20 protein-coding genes and 1 other RNA gene are annotated in these 23,164 nt (G+C 50.9%); 11 read left to right on the plus strand and 10 right to left on the minus strand.

Annotation, left to right across the window (positions count from 1 at the left end):
• Positions 1 to 54: 54 nt before the first annotated feature.
• The 3 genes from ACSTTO_RS05285 to ACSTTO_RS05295 form a co-directional block, all read right to left on the minus strand.
• On the minus strand, positions 55 to 933 hold the full coding sequence (locus tag ACSTTO_RS05285) for a 50S ribosomal protein L11 methyltransferase (RefSeq protein ID WP_439272090.1): 879 nt from the start codon (positions 931 to 933) through the stop codon (positions 55 to 57).
• Positions 934 to 1,104: 171 nt separating this feature from the next.
• Entirely contained in the window at positions 1,105 to 1,692 is a 588-nt protein-coding gene (locus tag ACSTTO_RS05290) for an SCO family protein (RefSeq protein ID WP_439272091.1), read from the minus strand.
• Between the two features lie 12 nt (positions 1,693 to 1,704).
• Positions 1,705 to 1,890, minus strand: coding sequence for a hypothetical protein (locus tag ACSTTO_RS05295; RefSeq protein ID WP_439272092.1), 186 nt, complete (start codon positions 1,888 to 1,890; stop codon positions 1,705 to 1,707).
• Between the two features lie 142 nt (positions 1,891 to 2,032).
• On the opposite strand from ACSTTO_RS05295, the gene ACSTTO_RS05300 reads away from it, so the two are divergent.
• The 3 genes from ACSTTO_RS05300 to ACSTTO_RS05310 all read left to right on the plus strand — a co-directional run bounded on the left by ACSTTO_RS05300 (position 2,033) and on the right by ACSTTO_RS05310 (position 4,766).
• The gene (locus ACSTTO_RS05300) at positions 2,033 to 2,698 is read left to right on the plus strand and encodes a DapH/DapD/GlmU-related protein (RefSeq protein WP_439272093.1); all 666 of its coding nucleotides are present in this window, start codon (positions 2,033 to 2,035) and stop codon (positions 2,696 to 2,698) included.
• 84 nt (positions 2,699 to 2,782) lie between these two features.
• A complete protein-coding gene (locus ACSTTO_RS05305) occupies positions 2,783 to 3,244 on the plus strand; it encodes a CreA family protein (RefSeq protein WP_439272190.1) in 462 nt (153 codons plus the stop codon).
• Between the two features lie 154 nt (positions 3,245 to 3,398).
• Complete coding sequence (locus ACSTTO_RS05310; RefSeq protein WP_439272094.1) at positions 3,399 to 4,766, plus strand: Nramp family divalent metal transporter; 1,368 nt, start codon at positions 3,399 to 3,401, stop codon at positions 4,764 to 4,766.
• Positions 4,767 to 4,810: 44 nt separating this feature from the next.
• On the opposite strand, the gene ACSTTO_RS05315 is transcribed toward ACSTTO_RS05310, so the two are convergent.
• The 3 genes from ACSTTO_RS05315 to ACSTTO_RS05325 all read right to left on the minus strand — a co-directional run bounded on the left by ACSTTO_RS05315 (position 4,811) and on the right by ACSTTO_RS05325 (position 10,143).
• Positions 4,811 to 6,187: a dicarboxylate/amino acid:cation symporter gene (locus ACSTTO_RS05315; RefSeq protein WP_439272095.1), complete on the minus strand. Its 1,377-nt coding sequence runs from the start codon at positions 6,185 to 6,187 to the stop codon at positions 4,811 to 4,813.
• A 185-nt stretch (positions 6,188 to 6,372) separates the two neighbouring features.
• Complete coding sequence (locus tag ACSTTO_RS05320; RefSeq protein ID WP_439272096.1) at positions 6,373 to 8,982, minus strand: UvrD-helicase domain-containing protein; 2,610 nt, start codon at positions 8,980 to 8,982, stop codon at positions 6,373 to 6,375.
• A 120-nt stretch (positions 8,983 to 9,102) separates the two neighbouring features.
• A complete protein-coding gene (locus ACSTTO_RS05325) occupies positions 9,103 to 10,143 on the minus strand; it encodes a serine/threonine protein kinase (RefSeq protein ID WP_439272097.1) in 1,041 nt (346 codons plus the stop codon).
• A 508-nt stretch (positions 10,144 to 10,651) separates the two neighbouring features.
• On the opposite strand from ACSTTO_RS05325, the gene ACSTTO_RS05330 reads away from it, so the two are divergent.
• A complete protein-coding gene (locus ACSTTO_RS05330) occupies positions 10,652 to 14,533 on the plus strand; it encodes an AsmA family protein (protein WP_439272098.1) in 3,882 nt (1,293 codons plus the stop codon).
• On the opposite strand, the gene ACSTTO_RS05335 is transcribed toward ACSTTO_RS05330, so the two are convergent.
• The 4 genes from ACSTTO_RS05335 to ssrA form a co-directional block, all read right to left on the minus strand.
• On the minus strand, positions 14,524 to 14,799 hold the full coding sequence (locus tag ACSTTO_RS05335; protein WP_439272099.1) for a ribbon-helix-helix domain-containing protein: 276 nt from the start codon (positions 14,797 to 14,799) through the stop codon (positions 14,524 to 14,526). The genes ACSTTO_RS05330 and ACSTTO_RS05335 overlap by 10 nt on opposite strands.
• Entirely contained in the window at positions 14,796 to 15,020 is a 225-nt protein-coding gene (locus ACSTTO_RS05340; RefSeq protein ID WP_439272191.1) for a DUF4169 family protein, read from the minus strand. The genes ACSTTO_RS05335 and ACSTTO_RS05340 overlap by 4 nt, the downstream gene beginning before the upstream one ends.
• 67 nt (positions 15,021 to 15,087) lie before the next feature.
• Positions 15,088 to 15,681, minus strand: coding sequence for an SspB family protein (locus tag ACSTTO_RS05345; RefSeq protein ID WP_439272100.1), 594 nt, complete (start codon positions 15,679 to 15,681; stop codon positions 15,088 to 15,090).
• 354 nt (positions 15,682 to 16,035) lie between these two features.
• Positions 16,036 to 16,410, minus strand: a transfer-messenger RNA (tmRNA) gene (gene ssrA / locus ACSTTO_RS05350).
• A gap of 427 nt (positions 16,411 to 16,837) precedes the next feature.
• Between ssrA and ACSTTO_RS05355 the strand changes: the two genes are divergently transcribed.
• The 7 genes from ACSTTO_RS05355 to ACSTTO_RS05385 all read left to right on the plus strand — a co-directional run bounded on the left by ACSTTO_RS05355 (position 16,838) and on the right by ACSTTO_RS05385 (position 23,099).
• Positions 16,838 to 17,149, plus strand: coding sequence for a DUF2853 family protein (locus ACSTTO_RS05355; RefSeq protein WP_439272101.1), 312 nt, complete (start codon positions 16,838 to 16,840; stop codon positions 17,147 to 17,149).
• A gap of 236 nt (positions 17,150 to 17,385) precedes the next feature.
• A complete protein-coding gene (locus ACSTTO_RS05360; RefSeq protein WP_439272102.1) occupies positions 17,386 to 18,180 on the plus strand; it encodes a thymidylate synthase in 795 nt (264 codons plus the stop codon).
• A gap of 4 nt (positions 18,181 to 18,184) precedes the next feature.
• Positions 18,185 to 18,688: a dihydrofolate reductase gene (locus ACSTTO_RS05365; RefSeq protein ID WP_439272103.1), complete on the plus strand. Its 504-nt coding sequence runs from the start codon at positions 18,185 to 18,187 to the stop codon at positions 18,686 to 18,688.
• A gap of 285 nt (positions 18,689 to 18,973) precedes the next feature.
• Positions 18,974 to 20,116 (plus strand): FtsH protease activity modulator HflK, encoded by a 1,143-nt coding sequence (gene hflK, locus ACSTTO_RS05370; protein ID WP_439272104.1) that lies wholly within the window; start codon positions 18,974 to 18,976, stop codon positions 20,114 to 20,116.
• Complete coding sequence (gene hflC / locus ACSTTO_RS05375) at positions 20,116 to 21,036, plus strand: protease modulator HflC (RefSeq protein ID WP_439272105.1); 921 nt, start codon at positions 20,116 to 20,118, stop codon at positions 21,034 to 21,036. The genes hflK and hflC overlap by 1 nt, the downstream gene beginning before the upstream one ends.
• On the plus strand, positions 21,036 to 21,221 hold the full coding sequence (locus tag ACSTTO_RS05380; protein WP_439272106.1) for a DUF2065 domain-containing protein: 186 nt from the start codon (positions 21,036 to 21,038) through the stop codon (positions 21,219 to 21,221). The genes hflC and ACSTTO_RS05380 overlap by 1 nt, the downstream gene beginning before the upstream one ends.
• Positions 21,222 to 21,617: 396 nt before the next feature.
• The gene (locus ACSTTO_RS05385; RefSeq protein WP_439272192.1) at positions 21,618 to 23,099 is read left to right on the plus strand and encodes a DegQ family serine endoprotease; all 1,482 of its coding nucleotides are present in this window, start codon (positions 21,618 to 21,620) and stop codon (positions 23,097 to 23,099) included.
• Positions 23,100 to 23,164 lie beyond the last annotated feature (65 nt).

Here is a 23,164-nt window from a genome sequence, read left to right on the forward strand (position 1 = left end):
TTGCGGATAGACCGGACTATAAAGTATTTTCTCCGGTGGCAAAAACTGTTTTGGTCAGAGTTTCGGCTTCAGATGCAGTGCAACCCAGCTTTCCTTACAGGTTGTTTTGTGATGCTCCAGACCAACAGCCTGATAGGCCTGTAAAACACTGTCGCGCTGGGTTTCCAGAATGCCGGAAAGGATCAGCGAGCCATGATCTGCCACATGGGCGCGCATTTCTGCTGCCAGCTCAATCAGCGGATTGGCAAGAATATTGGCAATGATAAGATCAAATGGTGCGCGCGCCTGCATTTGCGGATGGTCAAAACCGGTTGCCGTGAGGGTTGAAACCCATTTATCCGCCCCGTTCTTCACCACATTTTCCTGCGCCACATCAACGGCAACAGGGTCGATATCTGTGGCAAGAACAGAAATATCGCGCATTCTGGTAACGGCAATTGCCAGCACAGCACTGCCGGTGCCAAGATCAAGCACATTTTGCGGCTCTTCACGCTCCACAATTTCCTCAATCATCTCAAGGCAAGCGGCCGTGGTGCCGTGATGGCCGGTGCCAAAAGCAAGACCGGCATCAATCTCAATGCCAATATCACCATTCTGCAATTTATCGCGGTCGTGAGAGCCGTGCACAAAGAAATGTCCGGCACGAACCGGCTTCAAGCCTTCAAGCGAATGCAAAACCCAGTCAATATCCGGTAATTCCTCAATGGAAATATCTTGCGGCTGTAAGCCCAGACAGGCGGCCATACGGGGCAGGGCATTGTCCGCGCCGGCTTTATCCTGTGTATAAAGCGAAACTTCATAAATCTGTTTGTCTTCATCAATTTCTGTATTGGCAAGCGGCAGGCCGTCTTCTTCAAAAACCGGCTCCAGAAGATCAAAAATCCTTTCAGCCTGATCTTTGTCGCGGGTAAGATATAAGCGATACTGTGCCATGAAGGTTCTCTGTATTGGAGTTGAATAAATAAAGAGAGCAGTTTTCCTTGCTCAGAAAAACTGCTCTATCATTATGTGTTAGCGCAATTTCAGGCGGAGAATCCGGTTTCCGCAGTTTCTGAAACGGCATTAGCATATGGCGCAACAAGATGCGAATATTATACGCCGCAATCAGCCGGCAGCCAGCCGTTTCAGCTTGGAAATTGCGGTTTCCGCCGGTTCGCCATAGGCGATGGTAGAACGCAGGCGGCCGTTTTTATCCAGTAAAAGAATGGATGCCGTGTGATCCATGGTGTAATTTTCGCCGTCTTCCTCAATCTTTTTGGCATAGATATTGTAGGATTTCAGCATGGCTGCAATATCTTTAGGATCGCCGGTGATGCCGGTGATGCGATCGGATACATTGGTGATATATTTCCTGATATATTCCGGTGTATCACGCTCGGGATCAACACTGACCATAAAGCCGCGTATATCCTTGCCTTCAGGGCCGAGCTGCTTCAGCCAGCCATCCAGTTCAAAAAGTGTGGTGGGGCAGACAACCGGACAATGCGTATAGCCAAAAAACACCGCTGAAGGGTGGCCGCGCAGGGATTGCTCGGTAATTGGCTGGCCATCCATGGCAACGAGCTTAAAAGCGCCGCCATAGGCGCTCTCCTCTCCTTGAGCCAGTTGTTTGTCCCGATAAGCCTGAAAACCGACTATGCCGATTGTGAAGGCAGCCACAAACAAAACCAGAGCAGGGAGATATTTACGCATGAAATCAAATCCTCAGAAGCACCATGATATGCCATCCATGAGCATTGTCATGAATATGGTGTCGCTGTAATTCAGCCAGCCGGCAAACAGGGCACCGGCAACCAAAGCGGCAGCTAATACCGCACAGGCAATCCAGAATATGTGTCTGCCTTCCTGTCTGGCTGCAAGATTATCGGCTTGTCGGTCTGTTATCATCATATTGACGTTATACCCGCTTTTATTGCAATTGGCAAAGGGCGCAGGCAAATTTTACATCGAATAATGAATTTTCAGAAATTTCTGAAATTTGATGCAATGTGGCCGGATAAACTTTTTTAAAACCGTGCGGGAATGGAACAGGATGAGTGAAGAAATTATGCAGTTTTCGCGCGATGTGCAGCCGAAGATTCATCCGAGCGCGCAGTTGAAATCTGTCAGGCTTGGCCAATATACAGAGATTGGCGAGCGTGTTATCCTGCGTGATGTGCGTATCGGCAATTTTACCTATCTGGAGCGTAACGGGGAGGGGATTTACACGGAGATCGGCCATTTCTGTTCTATTGCCTCCCATGTGCGGATTAATGCGCTGGAACATCCGATGCAGCGCCTGACCATGCATAAAATGACCTACAGGCCGAATGAATATTTCCGCCATATTGGTGTGGATATGGATTATCGCGCTTATCGCTCTTCCAGAAGGGTAACAATCGGCAATGATGTTTGGATTGGCCATGGCGCGGTGATTATGCCGGGGGTGAATATTGGCACTGGCGCTGTGATTGGCGCTAATGCGGTGGTTACAAAAGATGTGCCTGCCTATATGATTGTTGCGGGTGTGCCGGCAAAAATACTGCGCCCGCGGTTCGATGAAAAAACCATTGAACGCCTGCTGGAAAGCGCATGGTGGGAATGGCCGGTTGAGCTGATCTATAAAGCACTGCCTGATATTCAGACCATGGAGATCAATGCATTTCTGGATAAATGGCTGCCATTGGCGGCAGGTTTTGCTGCGCAGGCAAGGCCGTGATGTGATTATTATATTCATTGCCCCGATAACAGGAGAGCATTTATGAAACAGTTCTTTTCCGCTTCCGCATGTGCAGCCTTGACAATGCTGGCTGTTTTGGCCGGCAATCCTGCCGCACAGGCTGAAGAGATTGGCAAGGTGGGGGTGGACTGGTTTGGCAATGATATTGTGATTGATGCGGTGCAGGATCCGAAAGTGCAGGGGGTGACCTGTCATCTTGCTTCATTCTCACGCGGGATGATTGACCGTTTGCAGAAAGGCAACTGGTTTGAGAACCCTTCCAATGCCTCCATTTCCTGTGAGCAGACCGGCCCTATCACTATTGGTGATATTAAACTTGGCAAAGCCGGGGAGCGGGTATTTTCTGAGCGAACCAGCCTGATCTGGAAAAAACTGGTGGTAACGCGCATTTACGATCAGGCCAATAACACATTGATTTACCTTGCCCATGCCTCACAGGTGCAGGATGGCTCTGCCAAAACATCGCTTTCAACCGTGCCGCTTTATCGCGGTGATGTTATGTGGGAAAAAGGCAAACCGCAATAAAACCACGCCCCCAAATAAATTGCCTTTTAAAATGCCGGCTATTTGACCGGCATTTTTTATAATCGTTCGCCTATGTTTTTTCTTGACTGGGCATGAAAAACAGCGCCTAGTTGCAAATGCTTTTTATTAACAATTAATCGATGATGATATTTTGATGAAAAATAATGAATTTCCTTTGGCAGAATCTGCTCTGCCCGCAGCAAAGGCCTCCGGCTGGCGTTTGCAACAAGGCGCCAAATCGCTGGAGGAGGTAAATGGCACAATCGCAGTGCCGCAACAGGGTAAAAACTGGCGGAAATTTCTGGCTTTTATCGGGCCTGGCTATCTTGTTGCGGTTGGCTATATGGATCCGGGCAATTGGGCGACGTCCATCGCCGGCGGCTCGCGTTTTGGCTATACGCTGCTGGTTGTGGCGCTGATTTCCAATATTATGGCAATTTTGCTGCAATCGCTTTGCACCCGTTTGGCGGTGGCAACCGGACGCGATCTGGCACAGGCCTGCCGTGATGCCTATTCACCAGCAATGGCGTGGTTTTTATGGATTGGTGCGGAAATTGCCATTTGCGCAACCGATCTGGCTGAGGTGATCGGTACGGCGATTGCCCTTAATCTCTTATTCGGCATGCCGCTGGAGCTTGGGGTGTTGCTCACCGCGCTGGATGTGTTTGTGGTGCTTTATATGCAAAGCAAGGGCTTTCGCTGGATTGAGGCCTATGTGCTGGTGCTGCTTGGCATTATTGCTTTATGTTTTATTGTGCAGATTGCACTGGCCGATCCTGATTGGGGCGCGGTGATCCGTGGTTTTGCCCCAACAACGCAAATTATTACCAATCCGGAAATGCTTTATTTATCGCTTGGCATTATCGGTGCAACCGTGATGCCGCATAATCTTTACCTGCATTCGGGCATTGTGCAGACACGCAAATATGGCGGCACATCGCAGGAAAAGCGCGAGGCTATTTCCTATTCCACATGGGATTCCTCCATTGCCCTGATGCTGGCACTGGCGGTTAATGCCTCCATTCTCATTCTGGCGGCGGCAACTTTTCATAAGGCAGGGCGCATTGATGTGGTGGAGATTGAGCAGGCAGAAGCACTGATTGCGCCTTTGCTTGGCAGCACACTCGCCCCATTGCTTTTTGGTGTGGCGCTCTTATGTGCAGGGCTCAATTCCACAGTGACGGCCACATTGGCCGGACAGATTGTGATGGAAGGCTTTATCAATTTTCGTCTGCGGCCATGGGTGCGGCGGATGATTACCCGCGGGCTTGCCATTGTGCCGACAATTATTGTCACACTGATTTATGGTAATAAAGGTACAGCCAATCTTTTAATCCTCAGTCAGGTGGTGCTGAGCCTGCAACTGCCCTTTGCCATTGTGCCGTTGATTATGTTTACCGCAGATCGCAAGAAAATGGGCGCCTTGCGCTCACCTTTATGGCTGACAGCCTGTGCATGGGTGGTGGCTGTTGCCGTGATTATTCTTAACCTGAAGCTGATTTATGATGTGGCTATGGGGTGAAAGTAAAAAAGCCGGTGCGTTTCACCGGCTTTTTTACTTTTGTTTCAGGCGGTTGCACCTTGCGGGCTAAGATGTGACGGGTCGATATCATCAATATTTTTATGGTTGTTATAGACCGCCTCATCAAGGATGCCCTCACGCTTTGCAACAATTGTCGGCACCAGTGATTGTCCGGCAACATTGACAGCAGTGCGCCCCATATCAAGGATCGGGTCAATGGAGAGCAGCAGGCCGACACCTTCCAGCGGCAGACCGAGGGTGGACAGGGTAAGGGTGAGCATGACCACGGCTCCGGTAAGGCCGGCAGTGGCGGCAGAGCCCAGTACTGATACAAAAACGATCAGCACATATTCCTGCAGGCCAAGCGGCAGGCCAAAATATTGCGCAATAAAAATGGCCGAGATTGCCGGATAGATTGCAGCGCAACCGTCCATTTTGGTGGTGGCGCCAAGCGGTACGGCAAAAGCTGCATATTCACGCGGCACGCCCAGATTGCGCTCGGTTACGGCTTCTGTTACCGGCAGGGTGCCGACAGAGGAGCGCGAAACAAAACCTAACTGGATGGCTGGCCAGCTACCGGCAAAGAAGCGCGATGGTTTTAAACCATGGAAGAGCAGAATTGCCGGATAAACCACAAACAACACCAGCGTCAGACCAAGATAAATGGCGGCGGCATACCAGCTGAGCTGAATTAATGTTTCCCAGCCATATTGTGCCACAGCACGCCCCAGCAAGCCAATTGTGCCAAGCGGGGTGAGGCGGATAACCCACCACAGGATTTTGCGCACCACCACCAGCAGGGATTGGTTAAAGGCAAGAAACGGCTTGGCTGCATCACCGGCCTTTAGTGCTGCAACGCCAAAAGTGATAGCGATAACAAGAATTTGCAGAACATTGAAATTGAGGGATGTGGAGGCTGTGCCATTATTGAGTTTGGTGCCGGCCTCAAGGCCCAGCATATTAGCAGGAACCAAACCTTTGAGAAAATCAAGCCATGAGCCGGAGGAGGCTGGTGCTTTGGCCGCCTCGGCCAGAATATCGGAGCCGATACCTGGCTGAATGATCAGCCCCAGTGCTATACCAATCAGCACAGCGATAAAGGATGTGATTGCAAACCAGAGCAAGGTTTGCCAGACCAGCTTGGCGGCATTGTTGATTGCTGCCAGATTGGCAATTGAGGCAACAATTGCAGTAAAAACCAGTGGTGGCACAAGCGCACGCAGCATCTGTACAAAAATTGTACCAATTGTTTGCAGCGTAACCGACAGCCAGTTGGCATTGCCATTGATATCAGGCCCCATATTGCGGGCAACCAAACCGAGAAGCAGGCCTATCACCATGGCCGTCAATACCTGAAAACCAAAGTTCAGATAGAGTGGTTTGGCCTGAGCGGAAGATTTTTTTATATGAGCGTCAGACATGAAATTTTCTTTCAAACAAGTGAAGCGAAGGTGCTGTGCGCCTTCGCCCGTTGAATTGAAACCTAGCGGAGAATTGCAGGGCGGTTAAGCAATGGTTTTTTCCGCAGGGGAGTGTATTTGTTGTCTTATGCTTATATGTGACGGTTAATTGGAATAATTTACCCTGAAAATGATATGTCGGATTGTTATACCGGCTTTACAAAACTGTCGATGACACGTTTTTGGCCGGCATGGTCAAAATTGATTGTCAGTTTGTTGCCATCAACCGAGGCAATATTGCCATTACCGAATTTTAAATGAAACACGCGGTCGCCGATTTTATAGGCGGAAGGGGCAGATGTAACAGATTTTGCCACAAGTTCACCGTCGATTACCCTGCCTTTGACTGAGCCGCGGCCGGCGCCAAAACCGGAATCCGCCTCGCCATAGCCGATGCGCTCCACATTGGCACCCGAACGTGAACCCCAATTATTACGCGTGGCTTCGGAGCGGTTTTGTTGTGCACGCTGCCAGCCCGGTGTGGCGTAGGAATTGGCAAAAGGATCGCCGCGCCCCACGGCATCAAAACGGGATTGCCCGTAGCCGCCGCCATAAGAACTGTCGGATTCTGCAATATCCACATGTTCTTCCGGCAATTCCTCCAGAAAACGCGACGGAATTGTGGTTTGCCACATGCCGTGGATGCGGCGGTTGGAAACAAACCAGATATGCAGGTTTTTCTTGGCGCGCGTCAGGCCGACATAGGCCAGCCGGCGTTCTTCTTCCAGCCCCTGACGGCCGCCCTCGTCCAATGCGCGCTGGTGCGGAAACAGCCCTTCTTCCCAGCCGGGCAAAAAGACGGTCTCAAATTCCAGCCCCTTGGCTGAGTGCAGCGTCATGATATTAACCGCATCCATGCCTTCATTCTGCTCGGTATCCATCACCAGAGCCACATGCTCCAGAAAACCGCGCAAGGATTCATAATCCTCCATGGAGCGGATCAGTTCTTTAAGATTTTCCAGTCGCCCTGGAGCTTCGGCAGAGCGGTCATTCTGCCACATGGCTGTGTAGCCGGATTCATCAAGAATGGCCTCGGCCAGTTCCGTATGGGATTTGTTATCGAGCAGGCTTCGCCAGCGGCGGAAGTTTTCCACTACTTCACGCAAGGCAGAGCGGGCTTTGGGCTTCAGTTCCTCCGTGGCAATCAAATCTTCTGCTGCAAGCAGCATCGGCATATTCTTTGCCCGCGCATAATCATGCACCAGCCTGAGGCTGGCCTCACCAAGGCCGCGTTTGGGTGTGTTGACAATACGCTCAAAAGCCAGATCATCGGCCGGTTGTGCAACCACGCGGAAATAAGCCATGGCATCGCGGATTTCCTGACGCTCATAGAAACGCGGGCCGCCAATAACGCGGTAATTCAGGCCAAGCGTGACAAAACGGTCTTCAAATTCGCGCATCTGGAATGAGGCGCGCACCAGAATAGCCATATTATTGAGCAAATGGCCGCGGCGCTGCGCCTGTTCAATTTCTTCACCAACTGCTCGGGCTTCTTCCTCTGAATCCCATGCCGCATGAACATGCACTTTCTGGTCATCGGGATCTGCCGCCTGTGCCTGCAGGGTTTTGCCGAGGCGGCCTTCATTATGGGCAATCAGATAGGATGCAGCGCCAAGAATATGCGGTGTGGAGCGGTAATTGCGCTCAAGGCGGATAATGGTTGCATTGGCAAAATCTTTGTCAAAGCGCAGAATATTATCCACTTCCGCCCCGCGCCAGCCATAGATTGACTGGTCATCATCACCCACACAACAAATATTAATCTGATGCGCGGGTTTATTGGTGCCGGAATTATTTGTACTTGCGCCGAATTCGCTATGCTCACCGGCTCCGTAAGGGCCTCGCATAGGCTCGGGCGACCAGTCGGTCGCGTTGGGCGTGTTATTTTGAGGTGATGTAGATTGAGGGCGCTGCGCCAGCAGCCGCAGCCACATATATTGCGCGGTGTTGGTATCCTGATACTCATCGACCAGAATATAGCGGAATTTGGCATGATATTCGCGTAAAATATCCGGATATTTACGGAAAATCCGGATTGGATGCAGCAGAAGATCGCCAAAGTCACAGGCATTGAGCGTTTTCAGCCGTTCCTGGTAGGCCTGATAAAGCTCGCGCCCCTTGCCATTGGCAAAAGAACGCGCGTCCCCCTCAGAAATATCTGATGGGCCGTAGCCTTTATTTTTCCAATTGTCGATCATCATCGCGAAAGCGCGCGGCGTCCAGCGTTTGTCATCCAGCCCTTCAGCCTGAATAAGCTGTTTGAGCAGGCGGATCACATCATCCGTATCAAGAATTGTAAAGTCGGAGCGCAGCCCCGCCAATTCTGCATGACGGCGCAGAATTTTAACGCCGATGGAGTGGAATGTGCCAAGCCATGGCATGCCCTCAACCGCACCGCCAACCAGATGGCCGATGCGTTCTCTCATCTCGCGGGCAGCCTTGTTGGTAAAGGTTACCGCGAGGATCTGGCTTGGAAAAGCCAAGCCTTGCTGCAGAATATGCGCAATGCGCGTGGTAAGAACGCGGGTTTTGCCGGTGCCTGCACCGGCAAGCACCAGAACCGGCCCCTCTGTGGTGATGACGGCCTGCCGCTGCTCGGGGTTCAGCCCTTGCAGATAGGCCGGCTCGCCTTGCTGCCGGTTACGTGCCTGCATGGCGCGCGCGGCGATACCCGCCGGTGCGCCGGATTGCGGCTGCGGTGTTGCCGGAGCGTCCGGCTCCCCGAAGAAGGGAATATCGTCTGGAAAATCTGACATGATTCTGAATGTAATGATTCTTAAGCGAAACGCCATAGATGAGAACAAATAAAGTACCTGTATTTTGTACAGGTACTTTATTTGAGCAGCTTTCACAGCCTTACAGGAAAGAAAGCGTGGCTATTCCAATTGTGTAATGCGCCGGTCAGTCAGATTAAGCCGGTGTGCGGCAAGTGCCTCCACCAGCAGGCGCATATCCGGCTCACGCTGTAAAAGATCATCCAGCTCTGTCATCTGGTTCATGGCGACAAGGCGCAGAATATCTTCACGGATTGTGCCATCCTTGCGGCGCGGCAGATGGGCAACCGGCTGGATCAGCTCCACCTTATGGCCTTTAAGGCGTGCCCGCAGTGATTTTTCATCAGCCTGCAGCGTTTCAACAAAGGCATAGATTCCCACCCCTTTGGCGGGCAGGGAATAAAGGCTTAAGGAAACATCTTTAACCCGCGGATCAGATTTGAGGGCTGCAATGATTGCCGGCCCTTCATTATCCAGCCGGTCGCCGGTGCCTTCACCATCCGACCAGTTGAAAATATTGCGGGTAATGAAATTATAAATTTTTTTGCCTGTGGCCAGCCAGATGCGTGATGGCAGTGAGCGGCGCGCCAGAATGCGCTTTTCCGTCGGCGTCATCAAATCCGGTGCAAAATTGCGCTTTTGCTTGATGAGATGGCGAAAATCCTCATAGGCCATCAGCCGGTAATAAGCGCCGCGGCGGCGATGCACAGAGGCCAGCTGAAAATCAATCACAGCGGCTTCCCCTTCTGGGGTCATAAGCCAGTTTTGGGGCTTTTGAAGATCATTATGAGTTACACCCATGCGGCGCATATCACGCAAAATGCGGTGCGCCGAACGATACCACTGCCTGTGTGCCGGCCGTGCCAGATGCAAGGGGGTGCCATCAGTCCAGGTGCGGAACAGGCCGTGTTTATCGGTTGCCAGCAATTGCGGCGTGCCCTTGATGCCTCGTACCTTTTGCAGGCCGCGGATTTCACGCCGCGCCAGCCACCATGCCAGCGGGCTCGACCACCACGGCGCAGCGCTGACCACACGGCGGATAATGCGGGTTTCCGGATCGCCGGCGAAATAACCGGCGCGGGTTTCCGAGAAAATATCGCGTTTGAAAACGGCAGTTTCATAAAAATCCGGAATGGTTTCCATATTTTGGGAATTTGTCCCGGAGGTTGAATAATTCATGATAATGTCACAGAGATACAGTCAATTTATGGGCGGGGCGTGTGCAGGTCGTGTGTGGTTGCCTCAGAGCCGGAGCCTGGCCTTTATGGAACAATATTGGTTGTTATGTGACAGCTGTAAAGCTTCAGGGCAGGCGGATCAAGAGTGGTACAGTATTTTGGGCAGGCATTGGGGTAACAAACATATTGCCCGCAGGAAACACCTTGTTGAAATTGACTGTGAACAGCTATGGTGCAGCTGGAAATGTGATTCATCACCTGTGTGATATGGCCTGTGTCATATTGTATGGCAGTATAACAGGAATGAAGCCTGACAGACGGTTTTAAAAACTGCAAATATCTTAATTAATAAGGGGAGTTAAAGCGGTTTTGAAACGCGCTGCACAATGCAAAAAAGAGAAATGGCGCTTTATTGGCAACTCGGGCAATGTAATTGTGAAATAAGGCTATGCGGATAGCTGGAGTTTGAGAATTTGGGACGGTTGTTCGTTATTATTGGTGGCTTTTTGGTGCTGGTGCTGACCTTGGCGCTGGTTGTGCCGCCTTTTATTGACTGGACAGGCTATCGGGATCGTTTTGAGCAGGAAGCCACACGCATATTGGGCCGCCCTGTTCATGTGAACGGTACGGCAAATGCCCGTCTCTTGCCGTTTCCCTCGGTTACTTTTTCGGATGTGGTGGTGGATGCGCCGGATGGCAGCAAGGCGCTGACCATGGAAAAATTTTCCATGGATGCGGAACTGATGCCGTTTTTGCGCGGGCAAATCCTGATTTTTGATATGCGGATGGAGAAACCGCATCTTTATGCCGGGCTGGATCAACAAGGGCGGTTAAACTGGACATTACCGGAAAAGAGCGAGTTTGCGGCTGCCAAAGTGCGGCTGGAAAAGCTTACCCTGCAAGACGGGCAGCTAACCTTGCGTGATGAAGCGCGCGGACGGCAACAGTTGTTTGATCATATTAACGCAACTTTGTCGGCAGAAAATCTGGCAGGCCCATGGCGTATAAACGGCCATATGCAGGCTGACGGGCAGCCCTTTGCCGTGGAAATTGCCACATCAGAAAAAAAGCCGGATGAGCCGCTGAAGCTGCGTTTGCGCTTGCTGCCGGATAATCTGGCAATATCTTTTGAAGCGGAAGGCGATTTAACGGAGGAAAACGGCAGACCGCTTTATCAGGGGCAATTTGCTTTTTTTACGCTTGATGGTGACGGGCAGAAAAAACAACAGGCAATCACCCTTGATAGGTTGCGTTTGACCGGTAAATTTGTTGCCCGAAGCAGTGGTTTTGATGCGGAAGAGTTTCGCATGGAGCAGGGTGAGGCCGATGCGCCATATGTTATCAATGGCAGGGCAAAGCTTGATCTGGGCGATAATCCGCATTTTATGATCAGTGCGGATGGTCAGCAGGTTTATCTTGACGGGATGAAGCCGGATATTACACCGCAGAAAAAAGCGGAAAGTGAAAAGCCGGTTTTGTCATTGCGGGAGAAAATCGTCTTTTTGCAAAACCTGCTTGAGCGTATTCCGGTGCCGGATATGCCGGGTAATATTGATCTGCGCCTTCCGGCTATTATTGCCAGCGGCACCACAATCCGTTCTGTTATTATCCGGGCGGAGCCCGATCATGGTGCGTGGAATATCAGCCAGTTGCAGGCTGATTTGCCGGGACGCACACAGATTGAGGCTAAAGGCAAATTGCAGCTTGGCGATAATTTCGGGTTTAACGGGGATTTTCTGCTCGCCTCCCGTCAACCGGCCGGATTTGCCTCCTGGTTAACGGGGGCGGCGGGTTCTGTCACGTCTTCTATAGCGACGGCGGCATCCTCTCAGGCGCAGGCGGCCGGATTTTCCGGAAAAATTGTGCTGAATAATAATCTGCAGCAAATCAATGATCTGGAAATTGTACTGGGTGAAACGGTTTTGACCGGCATGTTTGAGCGCAGCAGTGCGCAGGATCGTGCAGCATCATCCGTGTTGAAAATAACCGGAAAAGCGATTGATACCGGCGTGTTGCAGGCATTGGGCGGCCTGTTTTTGCAGGAGGGGGATTTATCTGCACTGAGGGGGGAAAACCTGACCGTAAATCTTAAAGCCGGCCCTGTTATGTTTTCAGGTTTTAAAGCCGGTCAGGTGGATACGGTTTTCCGGCTTAATGAGGGCAAGCTGGATTTTGACCGTTTGATGATCAATGATGCGGAAGGCGCCAATATTTCAGCCACGGGTTCTTTGCAATTGATTGACAAATCAGTGAATGCCACACTTGATGCAACGGTTCTGGCTGATGATTTTGTGCCGTTTCTCCGGGGGCTGAACAAAGCTTTTCCCAAAGAGCCGCTGATTGAAGGTTTGCAGCAAAGAGCTTTGGCCTATCCGCAACTCTTTGCCGGTACCAAACTGGATATGATCCTTAATGCGGTCAATCTTTTTGGCAATGGCACAAAAGAAAAATCCGGAACTCAGCCGGCAGATAATGCCAATGTGCAGCAGGCAGCGGGTGAGGGGGCGCGTGCAGGGCGTGTTAGCAGTGAGAAAAAGAAAAGTGCTGCCGCAAAATCTGATACTGAATTATCTTTTAGTCTTAACGGGCAGACTGAAACGCTGATTGTTGCTGTTGCCGGTTCTTCAAAAGGCACATTGACCGGCACGGATCCGATGCAGTTATCACTGACTGCCAATGCCAGAGCGGCTTCTGGTGAGGCTGCACTTGCCCTGATCGGTATGCCGGTTTTGCCGCTTGGCCTGATGGGTGAAACAGAGGTTAACCTGCAGGTGCAGGGTGCGCCGGTGGCCGGTATGAAGACCGCCCTTGAGCTGAGCGGTGAGGATGGCCATGCGCGCCTTGATGCTGTGGTTACCTTGCGCGGGGATGAGATAGCCGCAAGTGGCAAGGCCAGCTTGCAAAGCGGGGATCTGGAGCCGTTTCTGGCAACAACCGGTTATGCATTGCCGTTCGGGCGGGGTTTTGGCAATGGGTTGCCGGTTGATCTTGCAAGCGATTTTCAGTTTGGCAAAAACATTGTCCGGCTGCCCAATCTGCAGGGGCAGCTTGACGGGGAAAAGGTCAGTGCCAAGCTGGATGGCTCTTTGGGCGAGCAGACGGTTGCACAATTGCGTGGTGATATTACGCTGGAGCGTCTGGATATGAGGGCGCTTTTTGCTGCGATGGCAGGTTTGCCGGTGGCTGATATTCAGAGCATGCCGGTTGCGCCCGCTCACAGTTTTGGCTGGTCAAAACAGATTTTTGGCAAAAAGAATAATCTGCCGCTTGCGATGAATATTCGTGTGCGTGCTGCAAAGGCAGAGATTGCTGATAAGGTTTCGGTTCACGATTTTTCTGTACGCCTTGTGAAAAATGACCAGCAATTGCAAATGAATGAGCTTGGCGGGCAATGGGCTGGCGGCAAATTATCCGGCAAGGCGGAAGTTAATAATGCTGATGGCACAATGCTTGCAAATGGCGATTTGCGCCTGAGCAATGTTGAGATGGCGCAGTTTTATCATCCTGCCGGTATAACGCCGCCATTAAGCGGTGAGGGTGATATTAAACTTGGTTTTACCGGCAGCGGAAAATCCGTGGCTGATCTTGTCCGCTCGCTGGCAGGTGAGGGAGAGATCAGTGTAAATGCTCCGGTTTTTGCCGGGCTGAATGTGGCGGAAACAGAGGAAATACTGACAAAATCGGACGCATTGCCGGATGCCTTGCCTGATAGCGGGAAAGAGCAGAAAAAGACAGAAGCGGCGCGCCTTGCCCTGGCACAGATGCTGACACAAGGTGGCTTGTTGCAGGCTGAGAAGATGCAGGCTCATATGGCGCTCACAGGCGGAATCATACGCTTTACAGGGTTGCAGGCAAAACATGCAAAAGCCGTTTTGCAGGGAGATTTTCAACTGAACCTGAATGATCTTGACTGGGGCGGCAATGGTGCGCTGGAACTGCAGCTGCCGCCTTCAGAGCGCAATGATGTGCCCGCACAATTGCAAATTGCCCTATCAGGCAATTGGGCTGCACCGCTTGTGAAATTTGATTATCAACCGATGGTGCAGTTTCTGACACGGCGTGCTTTGTTGCGCGAACAGCAACGGGCGGAGGCCGCGCAGGCGCTGATTATTGAACGCCAGCGGCTGCAGCGTGAGGCTGAATATTACGCTGCCAGAATGGCAGAGCGCAAGCAATTGCGCCTTGAAGCCGAGGAAGCGTTGCGAAAACGTGCTGAAGAGGCTGCAGGGAGCAGCGGGCCTGAGCCTGAAAGTGACAGGCAGGATAAAAAAGTGACTTCACCGGATTTTAAGCCAAGCCTTGATGAATTTTTGCAAAATTTGCCGGATATGCCGCCGGCACCGGCTCATCCGTGAGATTGTTGGTTTAATACCCAATCCAGCACATAAAGGCGCAGGCTGGAGGAGAGATTGCTGCTGCGGTCGCGTTCATCATCAATGCGGGTGATGAGCGAAGCCAGCGATTGGTTATTCTTTGCGGCAATTTGTACAAGAATGTCATAAAATGCATCTTCCAGCGAAAAGCTGGTGGCATGGCCATGCAGGGTTACAGAATGTTTGCGCAGGCGGGCTTTGCTGCGTGCTGAAGAAAACGGCAGGTTGTATGAAGGTTTTTGTGTCATGAAGGATGGTCATCATCATGGTGGGGCGTGCCGGATGACGGGGGTTCCAACCGGTTTTGCTGCAGGAAGCGGGCGCTTTTTTCCTGCTGATTTCTGGCAAAATTCTTCTCGGCTTTTGTGCGCCCGAATAAAATACGGTTTTGCTCAGCCTGTTGTTGTTTTTCAGCGCGATTCTTGCGCTTTTTGAATTGTTTGAGATTGATGATATCGCCCAAAATCATGCCCTTCAAAAAAATATGCCTGAAACGGGGATGGTATCACTCCGGCCTGAACCGGAGTGTCAGATGTTTATTTTTTACGGAAAGCATCAAGAGAGACCACATCTGCAGATGGCTTGCCCGTTTCTGCAGCAGGTTTTTCTTTCGCGTCGTCTTTTGCGGCGGTTTTGCTGCGCTCGGTCTTTTTAACCGGCTTTTTCTCAGGTTTGACTGAGGCTTTTTCCTCTGCATCATCCTGTGGTTTCAGCTCGGAGATGATCTCGAAATTTTCAAAATTCTCGCTGTCATTATCGCCGGTCGGCATGACAACGGAAACATCAAATTCCAGCTCGAAATTGACCGAAGGATCATAAAAGCCGCGAATGGCCGAGAAGGGAATAACCAGCTTTTCAGCAATCTCGCCAAAGGAGAGGCCGACTTCAAAAAACTGATCGGTCACCACCAGATCCCAATATTGGTGTTGCAGAACAATCGTCATCTGCTCAGGATATTTCTCCTTGAGTCGTGAGGAAATGCGCACACCCGGAGCCTGCGTGAGAAATGTAATAAAGAAGTGGTGATTACCGGGCAGGCCGGCCTTGGTTACTTCCATAAGAACTTTGCGGATTACGCCGCGCAGCGCATCCTGAGCAAGAATATCGTATCGGATAAGATCCTGAACCATAAAATCCTTGATCCCGGTTTCGAGGAATATTGTTTATGAATGTTGTCTCAATCAGCTTTGCCGTATGCCCTGCCGATAATCAAGGCAGGATATGCGAGAGGACAGCATATGATCATCAAGCGGTATAACAGCTTTTGACAATTGCGTGAAAAAATACTGCTGCACAGCTCTATCCATTATTATACTGCTGTTGTGAAAGGGGAAAGGCAGAAGATGGATTAATTTTGCTGATGAAAATATTTTTTGTGAACGCAAATCACTGCAGCAAGGCTGATCAGAGGTAAGGGGCATTTCAGAGTGAGATGCCTGCACCCGTTACAGGAATGCAGTTGCGCTGATAAATTGAACAAGAGAAGTGAAGGCTTCTGTTGCCAGGTGCCTTCGAACCCCGCACAGACCTGCGACGGCCTGCGGCTTTAAGTGAAGCTATCGCACCGCATTAAGCAGCGAGACGTGCTTCCGCATAGTTGTCGTTTGCAACTACTAGGTTAGCCCGATAACGGTGGTACAATGCCGGGTGAAAGATCAACCTTTACGCCCTTGTCGATCCTGTTTCGCCCCCGCCACAAGACAGCTTTTTGCATTTAAGCTGTCTTCTAAACTGTCTTCTGGTGGAGGCGCCGGGTACCGCCCCCGGGTCCAATGGGTTTATTGCGCAGTCCGTTTATCACCATAGCCGGTCAAGCCGGCAGCCTTTATATAAGTGGCTTCAACCATTTTGAAAAGAGGGGCAGGCTATTTTCATGGCGGATAATGGCCGCAATTATTTGCCGCGGCAAATCCGGACATTTGACAGAGAGCTGCCGCACCAAGGATTCAGGATATTTGAGAGATATAAAACAAGTGCTCTTGTTGATTAAAAAATCAGCGTGCCTGTTCATCTATAAAAAAAGTCTGAAATAACAATTTGATGTGTTTTTTAAAAGAATACTGTTATGCGCCATTGACAGCTTGTGCTTGCTGGTCAATCTTTCAGCATAATGCAAGCTGCATAAAGAAAACATGGCAGGGCAGGCATAAGCGCAGATAGCTTATACTATAACGGCTTATACTGTTGCTCATGAGCAGACATTGTTCCGGAAGTTTAGCAAATGACGGAATTTTGTTTCAGATTGAACAGCCGTGAATTGCGGTTAGATTGTAGGAGACAGGTTTCATGACTGATTATCTTGGTGACGTACGCCGTTATGATGCAGCTGCCGATGAGGCTGTGGTTAATAAAATTGTCAAACATCTTGGTATTGCACTGCGCAGCCGTGATGCTTCACTGGTGGCCACTTCGGATCCCAGCGAACTGGCGACTGTGCGCACAAGCTGGATTGGCAAAAAGCTTGGTATTGAAGATGCCGAAAAAGCTGATGCGGTAATTGCCAGTGTTGCTGAAACCATGAAGGGGGATCACAATAAACAGCGCGTCACTTTCTATTATCTCTGCGCCAAGGCACTCGGTAAGCTGGAAAGCCTCTGACCGGTCTGGTTTGTTCGGGCATATTGTTATGTCAATGCCAGATGGCATAGTCTGCTGGTATCGTAATTGATCCTGCGGGGTTGTGCCGGCTTTAGCGCAATTTTCACGGCAAACACTGTCTGACCGTAAAAAGCTCCGGCGCCTGAGCCGGAGCTTTTTTTGTTAATTGTATTGTTTGTATGTTTTTTTATAAGGCTGTCTGATGCTATTAAGATATAACCGGAGTTGTAAGCCCAATGCGTATATATCTTGATCTTCTTCAGCATGTTCTGGAACATGGAACAGACCGTGGTGACCGCACCGGCACCGGAACACGGTCGGTTTTCGGCTATCAGATGCGCTTTGATCTGGGCAAGGGCTTTCCGGTTCTCACAACCAAAAAACTGCATCTGCGCTCTATCATCTATGAATTGTTGTGGTTTTTGCGCGGCGACACCAATATCCGCTATTTAAACGACAATGGTGTTTCAATCTGGAATGAATGGGCGGATGAAAACGGGGATTTGGGCCCTGTCTATGGCGCGCAATGGCGGTCATGGCCGGCACCGGATGGCACCCATATTGATCAGATTGCCAATCTGATCCGCGATTTGCAAACCAATCCGAATTCAAGACGATTGATTGTTTCTGCATGGAATCCGGCTCTTGTTGATGAGATGGCGCTGCCGCCATGCCATTGCCTGTTTCAGTTTTATGTGGCCGATGGCAGGCTTTCTTGCCAGCTTTATCAGCGTTCAGCTGATATTTTCCTTGGTGTGCCGTTTAATATTGCCTCCTATGCATTGCTCACCATGATGATTGCGCAGGTTGCAGGCCTCAAACCCGGTGATTTTGTGCACACATTGGGGGATGCCCATCTTTATCACAATCATTTTGAGCAGGCTGAATTGCAGCTGACCCGCACGCCAAAGGCGCTGCCGGTTATGGAGATTAATCCGCAGGTGCGGGATATTTTTGCTTTCCGCTTTGAGGATTTTAAACTGGTTGGCTATGAGGCTGCCCCGTCAATTAAAGCGCCGATAGCGGTATAGGCTCATGATTATTTCCTTTGTTGTGGCGGTTGCAAAAAATGGTGTGATAGGGCGTGATAACGGCATGCCCTGGCGCTTATCCACGGATTTGCAGCGTTTTAAAAAGCTCACTCTTGGCAAACCTGTGGTGATGGGGCGCAAAACCTGGGAATCTCTTGGCCGTCCGCTGCCAAACCGCACAAATATTGTGATCACGCGTGATGCTGATTACCAGGCGCAGGGCGCTGTGATTGTGCCTTCTGTTGATGCGGCGCTGATTGCCGGAAAAGAGGCAGCCCTTGCCGCAGGTGCGGGGGAAATCTGTATTATTGGCGGGGCGCAGATTTATCGGCAGGCGATGAATAAAGCCACACATCTGCATGTTACCCATATTGAGGCGGAGATTGATGGCGATGCGTTTTTTGCGCCTGTTGATCCGGCCATATGGCGCATTGTGCAGGAAGAATTTGTGCCGGCAGGAGATAAGGATAATTATCCCACCCGTTATGTGGTTTATGAGCGCCGCTGATTGATATTGCGGCTTTGAAAGGCCTGATTACTTTCATATCTGTATCGGATTGCGCAAAGAATCTGCGGCGGTATCTGGCTGGTTTGCTGGCTTTGCACGGGCTGGCGCCTTGCCCTGAGCATAAAATTTTTACCATGCAGCTCAACTAATTTGACAGAAAATTGCAAAAGCGTGATGAATCTGCGTGTCTTGCGTTGAAAGACGGCAATTGCGCACCTATAAACGGAACATATTGATTGATGAAAAGAGGTGTTCCGCCTCTGACATCTGGCACGAGAGGTGAGGATGCCCTGGAGTAATCAGAATGGCGGCGGCCCGTGGGGCGGCGGCGATAAAAACGGCAATTCCAATAATGGCGGCTCTAATCAGGGCGGGCCATGGGGGCAGGGGCCGAAAGGGCCGCACGGCGGCCCCGGCGGAACCCCGCCTGATCTGGAGGATATTCTGCGCAAAGGGCAGGATCAGCTGAAAAAAGTTATGCCAGGCGGCAGCGGAGGTGGCGGCGGTGCTCCTCTTTATATTATCGGCGCTTTGGCGCTTGTCGGTTTTTGGTTGTTTCAATGTATTTATACCGTGCAGCCTGATGAGCTGGCTGTGGAAATGCGCTTTGGCGTGCCCAAGGATGTTGTTTCTGAGCCGGGTCTGCATTTTCATCTCTGGCCGATTGAAACCTATGAAAAAGCTTCAACAGGTGAGCGCCAGATCAATATTGGCGGGCAGGGCACACGCGGCGCCACGCAAGGGCTGATGCTGACCGGCGACCAGAATATTGTGAATGTTCAGTTCTCGGTGCTTTACCGTGTGTCGGATCCGCGCGCTTATCTGTTTAATGTGCAGGATCCTGATAATATGGTGCGTCAGGTCTCTGAAAGCGCAATCCGTGAGATTGTCGGCCGCCGTCCGGCGCAGGATGTGTTCCGCGATAACCGCGCGGCAATTGCCCAGTCTGTGCGTGATATTGTGCAGGATACGCTCAATGGTTATGGCGCCGGCATTCAGATCAATGCCGTTTCTATTGAGGATGCGGCACCGCCGCGTGAAGTGGCCGATGCTTTTGATGAAGTGCAACGCGCCGAGCAGGATGAGGACCGGTTTGTTGAAGAGGCAAACCAATATTCCAACCAGAAGCTCGGGCAGGCGCGCGGGCAGGCGGCGCAGATCCGTGAAGATGCAGCCGGTTATAAAACCCGCATGGTTCAGGAAGCGGAAGGTGAAACCCAGCGCTTCAATTCTGTGCTGAATATTTATAAGCAATCACCGGATATTACCCGCGATCGTCTTTTCATTGAAACCATGGAACGGGTGCTGAAAGACAGCAACAAGATTATTATTGAAGGTGATAACAAGGTTATGCCTTATCTGCCGCTGACAGAGCTGATGCGCCAGCAGGGCAAGACAACCGGCAGTAAAGAAGGAGGCGCACAATAATGAACCAGAATCGTTTGCCTTTTATTGCGGGTGCGCTGGCGGTTGTTGCCTTTCTGATTTATTCATCGGTCTTTGTGGTGAATGAGCGCCAGCAGGCTATTGTTCTGCGCTTTGGTCAGATTGTTGATGTGAAAACGGAACCCGGCATTTACTTCAAGCTGCCTTTTGCCTTTGCCGAGGCAGATACTGTGCAGATGATTGATGACCGTTTGCTGCGTTTTGATCTGGATGATATTCGCGTGCAGGTCTCCGGCGGTAAATTCTATGATGTGGATGCTTTCCTTGTTTATCGCATTACTGATGCGCGCAAGTTCCGCCAGACAGTTTCTGCCAATACAATGCTGGCAGAACAGCGTTTGCGCACGCGTCTCGATTCGGCCTTGCGTACGGTCTACGGTCTGCGCGGCTTTGAGGCTGCCTTATCGGAAGAACGCGGCAGCATGATGCGTGAAGTGCGGGATCAGTTGCGTCCGGATGCGGTATCTCTCGGGCTTACAATTGAAGATGTGCGTATCCGCCGTACTGATCTTACAGCCGAAGTCTCGCAGCAGACTTTTGACCGCATGAAGGCCGAGCGCCTTGCGGAAGCTGAACGTCTGCGTGCCCGCGGGCGTGAGGCCGCACAGCGTATCAAGGCTGTGGCAGACCGTCAGGTTGTGGAAATTGTCTCTGAAGCCAATCGCGATTCTGAAGTGCTGCGCGGTGAGGGGGAAGCTGAACGCGGACGGATTTTTGCCGATGCTGCAAAACAGGATCCGGACTTCTTCAATTTCTACCGTTCCATGAATGCCTATCGTCAGGCCTTGCAGGCTGAGGGCACAACCATGGTTCTGTCACCGGATTCACAGTTCTTCCGCTTCTTCAAGGATGCTGCCGGAAAATTGCCTGCAGCTGCCGACCGTCCGGCGGATAAGCAGTAATGCAGGATTTTATTACAGCTCTGGGATTGCTTCTTGTTATAGAGGGCGTTCTTTATGGCGGCTTTCCGCAATTTGCCAGACGTATGGCAAAAGATGTGTCAGAAGTGCAGGACACATATTTGCGAAGTGCAGGTATTGCGGCGCTGGCGCTTGGTGTTGGTGTGATCTGGATGATACGGGGCTGATGGCAAACCGATAAATTTAAAAAAGCGCGCGGTGATCTCCGCGCGCTTTTTTCGTGCAAAGCACCTGCTTTTCTGTAACAGTTCATGCTTGGTGAAGATTGAGAGTTTCAAAGTTTTTGAAAAACAGGCTTTGTCCTAAACTGGCCGTATTTGGCTTTCAAACCGGCACAATAATGAGAGCATGTTTTGAGGAATGTGAAGCGGTTTTCAATCTATGCGTGAAATAAAAAGTTGTTTTCAATGGTTGGGCTTGAACCGGAAATACCATGAAATCCGGAAGGTGAGCGGAGTTTTCAGATGAGGTCTGTCAGACATAAAATCGTAGTTTCGCATTCTCTGCGCACCGGATTAAGCGCATTGCTGTTGGGCAGCGCAATATGCAGCGCATCGGCTGTGATGGCGCAGGAAAAGGCGCAACCTGTTATCAGCGGCAGGTTTGCAGCTTTGGGGCAGGCGCCTGCAGGCACAATGGCAGGGCCGGCATCTGTGGCTGATCTTGCACAAGGGTTGCTGGATGCGGTGGTCAATATCTCCACGTCACAATCTGTCAAGGATGAGAATGGCGAGGAGGAGGCCGCACCTGCGCCGCAACTGCCGGATGGCTCGCCTTTCAAGGAGTTTTTTGATGATTTTTTCTCGGATGAAAACCAGAAAGACGGCGGCAGTGCAGCCCGTAAAATGCAATCTCTCGGTTCAGGCTTTGTTATTGATGCAGAAAAAGGGTTGGTGATCACCAATAATCATGTGATTGCGGATGCCGATGAAATTGAAGTGAATTTTACTGATGGCAAAAAGCTCAAGGCAGAATTGCTGGGCACTGATGCCAAGACGGATATCGCCCTTTTGAAGGTTGATCCGGCTAAACATAAATTGACGGCGGTTGGCTTTGGCGATTCCAATAAGGCGCGGATTGGCGATTGGGTGATGGCTATCGGCAATCCTTTTGGCTTGGGCGGCACTGTAACGCTTGGTATTATCTCGGCGCGCAACCGCGATATCAGTGCAGGCCCTTATGACAATTTTATCCAGACCGATGCTGCCATTAACCGCGGCAATTCCGGCGGCCCGCTTTTTGACATGCATGGCAAGGTGATCGGTATTAATACGGCGATTATCTCGCCAACCGGCGGTTCTATCGGTATTGGCTTTGCCATTCCGTCGGAACTTGCGGTTTCTGTTATCGATCAGCTTGAACAATTTGGCGAAACCCGCCGCGGCTGGCTTGGTGTGCGTATTCAGCCTGTTACGGATGATGTGGCGGAAAGTTTTGGCATGAAAGAGGCCAAAGGCGCATTGGTGGCGGGGCTTATTGCCAATAGCGGTGTTGATAATAAAGAGCTTAAGGCCGGCGATGTCATCCTTAAATTTGATGGCAAGGATGTGGAAAATGCCCGTGATCTGCCGCGCGTTGTGGCAGAAAGCCCTGTTGGGAAGGAAGTCAGTGTGGTGGTGTTGCGCAAGGGCAAGGAGCAGACTGTTAAAATCAAGCTCGGACGGCTGGAGGATTATGAGAATAAAGACAAGACCGCCGAGAGCAAGGCCGGTGACAAGGCTGGTGATAAGGGAAAGGCTCCTGATACTGTTGCCGTGCTTGGCATGTCGCTTGTTAAACTTGATGAAGCACAACGCGCAAAATATGAAATTGCTGATGAAGTGGACGGGGTGCTGATCAGTGCTGTTGCCGGGAAATCTGCTGCGGAAGAAAAGCGCATTCAGGCTGGTGATGTCATTGTGGAATTTGCGCAGGAGCAGGTTAAATCTCCGGCAGATATCCAGAAAAAGCTGGATAAATTGCGCCAGCAGGGGCGTAAAAATGCCTTGCTGATGCTGGCCGCGCCAAGTGGTGAATTGCGCTTTGTTACATTGCGTATTGATTAAGCTGATATTAAAAATGAAAAAGGCCGGAGGAGTATAAAAAGCTCCGGCCTTGGTATAAATAAAAA

Source organism: Pseudochrobactrum albidum (genome assembly GCF_051851455.1).
Lineage (GTDB): Bacteria > Pseudomonadota > Alphaproteobacteria > Rhizobiales > Rhizobiaceae > Pseudochrobactrum.